Genomic DNA, 6,530 nt, shown 5'->3' with positions numbered 1-6,530 from the left:
GGATCTGGTGCTGTTCACCCGCCAGCTTGCCACGCTGGTGGAGACCGCACCGCTGGAAGAGGCCTTGCGCACCATCGGCATCCAGTCCGAACGCCGCGGCGTGCGTCGGGTCACCAGTCAGACGCATGCATTGGTGGTCGAAGGGTTCCGCCTGTCCGATGCGATGGCACGCCAGGGCAAGGCGTTCCCTGCGTTGTATCGGGCGATGGTGGCCGCCGGCGAAAGCGCGGGTGCGTTGCCGCAGGTGCTGGAACGACTGGCCGATCTGCTCGAACGCCAGGCACAGGTGCGCAGCAAGTTGCAGTCTGCATTGGTCTATCCGGCGGCGCTGGCAGCGACGGCCGGTGCGGTGGTGATCGTGCTGATGACCTTCGTGGTGCCCAAGGTGGTGGACCAGTTCGATTCGATGGACCGTGCCTTGCCGTGGCTGACGCGCGCGGTGATCGGCGTGTCGCATTTTCTGCTGCATGCCGGTATCCCGCTGCTGATCGCGCTGGTGATTGCGGTGGTTGCGGCGTTGCAGCTGCTCAAACGCCCGGCACTGCGCCTGACGGCGGACCGCGCGTTACTGCGTGCGCCACTGCTGGGCCGGTTGCTCCGCGATCTGCACGCCGCGCGCATGGCGCGCACCCTGGCCATCATGGTCAACAGCGGCTTGCCGTTGATGGAGGGGCTGATGATTGCCGCACGCACCGTGGACAACCGCGCGTTGCGTCTGGCCACCGACGGCATGGTCACCGCGATCCGCGAAGGCGGCAGCCTGGCCGCGGCCATGAAGCGCGCGGGGGTGTTTCCGCCAACGCTGCTGTACATGGCCTCCAGCGGCGAAAACAGCGGACGCCTGGCGCCGATGCTGGAGCGTGCCGCCGACTACCTGGAGCGCGAATTCGAGACCTTTACCGCCGCCGCGATGAGCCTGTTGGAGCCGGCCATCATCGTGCTGCTCGGCGGCGTGGTGGCGGTGATCGTGTTGTCGATCCTGCTGCCCATCCTGCAATTCAACACCCTCGCGCTTGGTTGAGCGCGTCCGCTTATCCATGGAGATCGTCATGCAGTCCATCCACCCTCGTGCACGCCTTGGCTCGCTGACGGCACATCGACGCAGCCGTGGTTTCACCCTGGTCGAACTGATGGTGGTCATCGTCATCATCGGCCTGCTCGCCACGGTGGTGATGATCAATGTGATGCCCAGCCAGGATCGCGCGATGGTGGAAAAAGCCCGCGCCGACGTGGCGGTATTGGAGCAGGCGCTGGAAACCTATCGCCTGGACAATCTCAGCTACCCAAGCACCGAACAAGGGCTGCAAGCCTTGCTCAACCCGCCGGTCGGATTGACGCGGCCGGAGCGCTATCGGCAGGGCGGTTACATCCGCCGGTTGCCGGAGGACCCATGGGGCCATGCATACCAATACCGGCGCCCCGGCCGCCATGGCGGCTTTGACGTGTACTCGTTTGGCGCAGACGGTACCGAAGGTGGCGATGCCGACAATGCCGATATCGGCAACTGGCGCTGAGTGACGGCCGTGTCTGCAATGCTGGGCCCTCCAAGGCGGTGTTCATCGCGCATGCCGATGCGCGTGGCGAACCGATGCGCGCGTGGCTTCACCTTGCTCGAGGTGCTTGCCGTGTTGGTCATTGCCGCGCTGGCCAGCACGTTGGCGGTGATGACCTTGCCGGATACGCGGCGCGATCTGCACGATCATGCCGACACCCTGGCCAGCGCGCTGATGCATGCACGCGACGAGGCGATCATGAGTTTGCGCATGGTGGAGGTCAGCATTGATGCCGGCGGCTATGGTTTCCGTCGTCAGGCACAGCAGCAGTGGGTTGCCTTGGATTTAGCGCCATTTGCCGCGGTCCGCTGGCCGCAGGACATCCAGGCGCAGCTGCCTGCCGACAGCAGACACATAAGTGTGCGCTTCGACCCCACCGGTGCGGCCACACCGCAGCGCATCGCGTTGGGCGATGGCCGGCAACAGATGCAGATCGTGGTAGATGCCGCAGGCGTGGTGCAGGTCGATGCGCCATCTCGCTAATGCACGCGCATCAAGTGGATTTTCGCTGCTCGAATTGATCGTCGCGCTGGCGATCTTCGGCATAGCGGTGGTCGGCCTATTGAACCTTTCCAGCGAGAGTACCCGCACCGCCGTGGTGCTGGAGGAGCACGCGTTGGCCGCGGTGGTGGCGGAAAATCAGGCGATTGAGGCGACGCTGGCGCCAGCTGCCGCGATCCGCGCGCCGGCGAATGGGCAGGTGGTGCTCGGCGGGCGCAGCTGGGAGTGGCAGCGCCAGTCGAGGCCGGCCGGCGCGGCAGGTTTGGTGCAAATCGAGGTGCGCGTGCGCCCCGCAGGCCAGGCGCAGGAAGTTGCCGGTCTGAATGTCTTGCGGAGCGCCGAATGATCGGCAAGCAACGCACGCGTGGCTTCACCTTGATCGAATTGCTGGTGGCCCTGGCGGTGTTCGCGTTGGTGGCCGCGGCTGCGGTGGTGGTGATGCGGCAGAGCATCGACCAGCGCGATGCCGTGCGCGCGCGGCTGCAACAGATTCGCGACTTTCAACTGGCCCATGGCCTGCTGCGCAGCGACCTGCAGCAGGCGGCCGTGCGCCGCACCCGCAACAGCGAGGGCAGCGCCGCACGCCGTGCATTTGTCGCCAGTGCGCCCGGAACGTACGGGCCCTTGTTCGGGTTTGTGCGACGTGGCTGGAGCAATCCGGACCAGGCACCGCGTGCGTCGCTGCAATACGTGGAGTACCGCGTCGTGGATGGGCGGCTGGAGCGCAGCGCACGCTCTGCGCTCGACGGCGCGGCAGCTGGCACGCCGCAGGTACTGTTGCGCGGCGTTCGTTCGGTGGCGGTGGCATTCCATTACCGGGCGCAGTGGAGCGATGGCTGGAGCGGCGGGCTTGAAGCATTGCCTGACGCGGTCGCACTGGAGCTGGACCTGGAGCACTGGGGGCGCGTGCGCCAACTGTTCCTGTTGCCGGAAGGGCGCACGTGATGGCACTGCACGTACCTGCCAGGCAACGCGGCGTGGCCTTGCTCACGGTATTGCTGCTGGTTGCCGTGATGACCTTGCTGATGGCGGCCGTGCTGGAAGACCTGCGCTTTGGTCTGCGCCGCAGCGGCAATGGCCAGGCGATGACGCAGGCGCAGTGGTACGCCCTGGGCAGCGAGGCCGTTGCGTGGCAGCACTTGCAGGCGCTGTCCCAGCGGGATCCGCTGCGCACCACGCTGGACGGCGGCTGGAACAACCAGCCGGTCCGCTTTCCGCTGGACGACGGTGCGGTGAGCGTGCGCCTGCGCGATCGCGGCGGCTGCTTCAATCTCAACAGCGTGGTCGTTGGTGCGCCCGAACAATGGCAGCGTAGCGATGAGGGAGCACGCCAATATCGCGCATTGCTCGAGGTGTTGGGCATCGCCCCGCAACAGGCACATGCGCTGACCGACGCGTTGGTGGACTGGATCGACTCCGACACACAGCCGGGCGTGCACGGCGCCGAAGACGACCGCTACCTGCAGGTCGCCGTGCCGCGGCGTACCGGTGCAACCTTGCTGGCAGGCGTCAGCGAACTGCGCGCCATCGCCGGTTACACGCCGCAATTGATCGCGCAACTGCAGCCGTATCTCTGCGCATTGCCGGAGGGGCGCTTGTCGCCGATCAATATCAATACGCTGCGCCTGGACGATGCACCGGTGCTGGTGGCGTTGACCGGAGGAGCGCTGGAGCTGCCGGCCGCGCGACGCGTTATCGCTGCACGGCCGGCTGGAGGATGGCGCGATGTCAGGATGTTTCTCAGCCAGCCGGCGCTGATGCAGGCCGAGCTGTCCAATGCGGTATTGGAACAGCTCGAACTACGCACCCGCTACTTCTCTCTCTACAGCCAGGTCGACCATGCCGGCGCGCAGGTCATGCTGGAAGCGTTGCTACAACAGGAAACGGCCGGCCGGGTCCGACTGGTCGCGCGCCAATGGAGTTCTGACCAATGACCACCACGTTGTTGTTGCTGCCAGCCGATGCCGCCGCCCAAGCCACTGCAGTGCGTGTGGATGCGCAGGGGCAAGTGCAATCGATGGGTCAGGCCGCCACGCCGCCTGGGCCATCCACGCGCAACCTCCTGGTGGTGCCGGGTGTGGATGTCCATCTGCGCTGGTTGAGTTTGCCTGGCCGCAGCATTGCGCAATCGCGGGCCGCTGCGCGCCTGCAATTGGCCGAGCATCTGGCTGTCGACGCGCAGGCCTTGCATGTGGTGATCGCCGCTGGCGCTGAGGCCGATGGCACGCGCCTGGTCGCCGCAGTGGACAGCGTGGTGATGCAGCACTGGCTGGCGCGCGCAACGCAACTGGGCTTCGTTCCCGATGCGGTGGTGCCGGATTGCCTGCTGCTGGAGCCCGGTGCCGATGCGACGGTCGCGGTGATGCACTGGGACGGCCGATGGCTGATCCGCGGCGCACAGCTGGCCTGCAGCCTGGAGCCAGAGGCGGCGCGTCTGCTGTTGGGCGATCGTGTGCCGGCCGTGCCGCCGGTGCCCGACCCGACGCAGTCCATTGCCTGCTTTGCGCGCAATGCTGCCCACGTGCCGATCGATCTCCTGCAGCACCCGTTCGCGAACAAGGCCGCTGCTGAGCAACGGCGCGCTCCGCGCCGTCTGGCGGTGTTGGCCGCATTGCTGCTGCTATCGCCAGGGGTGCTGTTGCTGGCGCAGACCTTGCGCTACGAGATCGGTGCGCGTGTCCTGCAGGCCTGCGCCGCCACGCAGTTGGGTGTGCGCGATGCAGCGGCGGTGCCGGCCGCATTGCAGGCGCGTCGGCAGGCCGGCACGGCGACCGATCGCCTGGCGGTGCAACTGAGCACCTTGTTCGGCGCAGTCGATACCCTTCCAGCGGCAGAACTGGATCAGCTGGACTACAACGCCGCACAGCCGTTGCGCGCGACCTTGCTGCACACCGATGACGCCAGCCTGCAGCAGCTCTCGGCGCGGCTTGCGGATGCCGGCTGGCACGTGGATCCCGGCAGCAGCCAGGTCGAAGACGGTCGCATGCGGACACCGTTGGCGCTGGAGCCATTGCGATGAAGACATCTGTGCAACGCGGCACGTACTGGTGGCAGACACGGGCGCCGCGTGAGCGGCGCATGCTGGGTGTGATGTGCGCCGCACTGGCGGCATTCGTGGGCTGGTATGCGCTTTATATGCCATTGCGGCACTGGCATGACCGGGCTTGGGCGCGCTATGCCGACGCTGCGCAGCTGGTGCTCGATGCATCTGCACAGGCGGCATCGACCAGACACACCGCCGCACCGGGACCAGCGGCCTTGGCCAAGATCATCGCAAGCAGCGCACGCGATGCCGGCGTCAACATCACCTCCCAACAGCGCAGCGCCGCAGGCGGGGTGGAGGTGCAGATCGAGGCCGTCAGTGCCGCCACGCTGTTCGGCTGGCTTAAGCGGTTGCGACAGGCGCACGGCCTGGCGCCGACCCAACTGCACGTGGCACGCGAGCAGGGCCAACTCCGCGTACGCTGCGGGTTTGCGGAATCGGAACCGTGACACGCATGCGCTGGGCCTTGCTCTTGGTGTCGATGGTGGGGGTCGCGCTGCTGGCATTTGTCCCGTTGCGCCTGGTGCTGCCGCGCGAGGGACTGCCGTTCTCGGTGCTGGATGTGGAGGGCCCGATCTGGGCCGGCACGTTGCGGCAGGTGCAATGGCAAGGCATCGCCTTCGGCGATGTGGCGGTGCGGCCGCGGCTCTGGTCGCTGGTGCGTGGCGAACGCCAGGTGCAGTTGCAGTCCACACAGCTGCACCTGCGGTTGGTGGATGGCGCGCAACGCGGCATACGCAATGCACAGGGCCAACTGCTGGTGCGCCAGCCCGGTGGCGTGGCGCTGATCGATCTGGCGTTGCAGCTGCAGCAGGTGGATCTGCTCTTCGATGCCACCGGTTGCGTGCAGGCGCATGGGCGGGTCAGCCTGCAAGTGCTGGCAAGCGGCGCGGGCGAGCTGCCCGGTCTGCCGCCGCTGCGCTTGTCCGGGCAGCCGGCGTGCGTGGATCACACCGCCGTGCTGACCTTGCTGCCCGACACCGCATTGCCCGCCGGCGTACAGGCCGAAGCACAGCTGCAACTGTGGCCCGACGGACGCTGGCAGCTGCAGTCGCGTGTCGATCCGGCGCAGGACGCGGTGTTGGGCGTCGGCCTGCAATTGCTGGGCTTCGCCGCCACGCCGGAGCGCGGGATGGTGCGCAACGACCACGGTCAATTGCGCTAGTGGCGATGTGACTGGCTGCGCGCCATAGCGCCGGTTTTATGCACCATGCGCCTGCGCGCGGCGCCGCTGGCGCATCCATCGCGGCCGATTAAGCGACACGCCGGGGCATCCGTCGACAAACCTGTCGTCATGGCGCGGTGGCGAGTGGTTACGGCATTCGTCAGCGCGCACGCAACCTGCATAGCAGCTCCGGCACGCCTGCACTTTGGCGGCCGAAGGAGTGCAGCCGGTCTGCCGCGGCCCGATGCGTCGCCGATCCGGCGCTTTC

At 67.1% G+C, this 6,530-nt stretch carries 9 protein-coding genes; all 9 read left to right on the top strand.

From position 1 onward, the window contains the following. A partial coding sequence (locus LN450_RS03230) for a type II secretion system F family protein (protein ID WP_228884948.1) occupies positions 1-1,021 on the top strand: 1,021 nt, incomplete at its 5' end. 28 nt (positions 1,022-1,049) lie between these two features. Then, positions 1,050-1,514 (top strand): type II secretion system major pseudopilin GspG, encoded by a 465-nt coding sequence (gene gspG / locus LN450_RS03225; RefSeq protein WP_011346369.1) that lies wholly within the window; start codon positions 1,050-1,052, stop codon positions 1,512-1,514. Positions 1,515-1,571: 57 nt separating this feature from the next. Then, positions 1,572-2,036, top strand: coding sequence for a GspH/FimT family pseudopilin (locus LN450_RS03220; protein ID WP_039418263.1), 465 nt, complete (start codon positions 1,572-1,574; stop codon positions 2,034-2,036). Next, entirely contained in the window at positions 2,020-2,400 is a 381-nt protein-coding gene (gene gspI, locus LN450_RS03215) for a type II secretion system minor pseudopilin GspI (protein WP_011346371.1), read from the top strand. The genes LN450_RS03220 and gspI overlap by 17 nt, the downstream gene beginning before the upstream one ends. After that, a complete protein-coding gene (gene gspJ / locus LN450_RS03210) occupies positions 2,397-2,999 on the top strand; it encodes a type II secretion system minor pseudopilin GspJ (protein WP_011346372.1) in 603 nt (200 codons plus the stop codon). Before gspI ends, gspJ begins: the two co-directional genes overlap by 4 nt. Then, positions 2,999-3,988, top strand: a complete 990-nt coding sequence (gene gspK, locus LN450_RS03205; RefSeq protein ID WP_011346373.1) for a type II secretion system minor pseudopilin GspK — start codon at positions 2,999-3,001, stop codon at positions 3,986-3,988. The genes gspJ and gspK overlap by 1 nt, the downstream gene beginning before the upstream one ends. Continuing rightward, positions 3,985-5,073: a type II secretion system protein GspL gene (gene gspL / locus LN450_RS03200; protein WP_011346374.1), complete on the top strand. Its 1,089-nt coding sequence runs from the start codon at positions 3,985-3,987 to the stop codon at positions 5,071-5,073. Before gspK ends, gspL begins: the two co-directional genes overlap by 4 nt. Next, entirely contained in the window at positions 5,070-5,546 is a 477-nt protein-coding gene (gene gspM / locus LN450_RS03195; RefSeq protein ID WP_011346375.1) for a type II secretion system protein GspM, read from the top strand. Before gspL ends, gspM begins: the two co-directional genes overlap by 4 nt. A gap of 5 nt (positions 5,547-5,551) precedes the next feature. After that, positions 5,552-6,262 (top strand): type II secretion system protein N, encoded by a 711-nt coding sequence (gspN, locus tag LN450_RS03190; protein ID WP_011346376.1) that lies wholly within the window; start codon positions 5,552-5,554, stop codon positions 6,260-6,262. The last annotated feature ends 268 nt before the right edge of the window (positions 6,263-6,530 follow it).

This window comes from Xanthomonas euvesicatoria pv. euvesicatoria (assembly GCF_020880415.1).
GTDB lineage: Bacteria > Pseudomonadota > Gammaproteobacteria > Xanthomonadales > Xanthomonadaceae > Xanthomonas > Xanthomonas euvesicatoria.
Note: the sequence above shows the minus strand (reverse complement) of the source record. Positions and strands in the feature narration are given on the sequence as shown.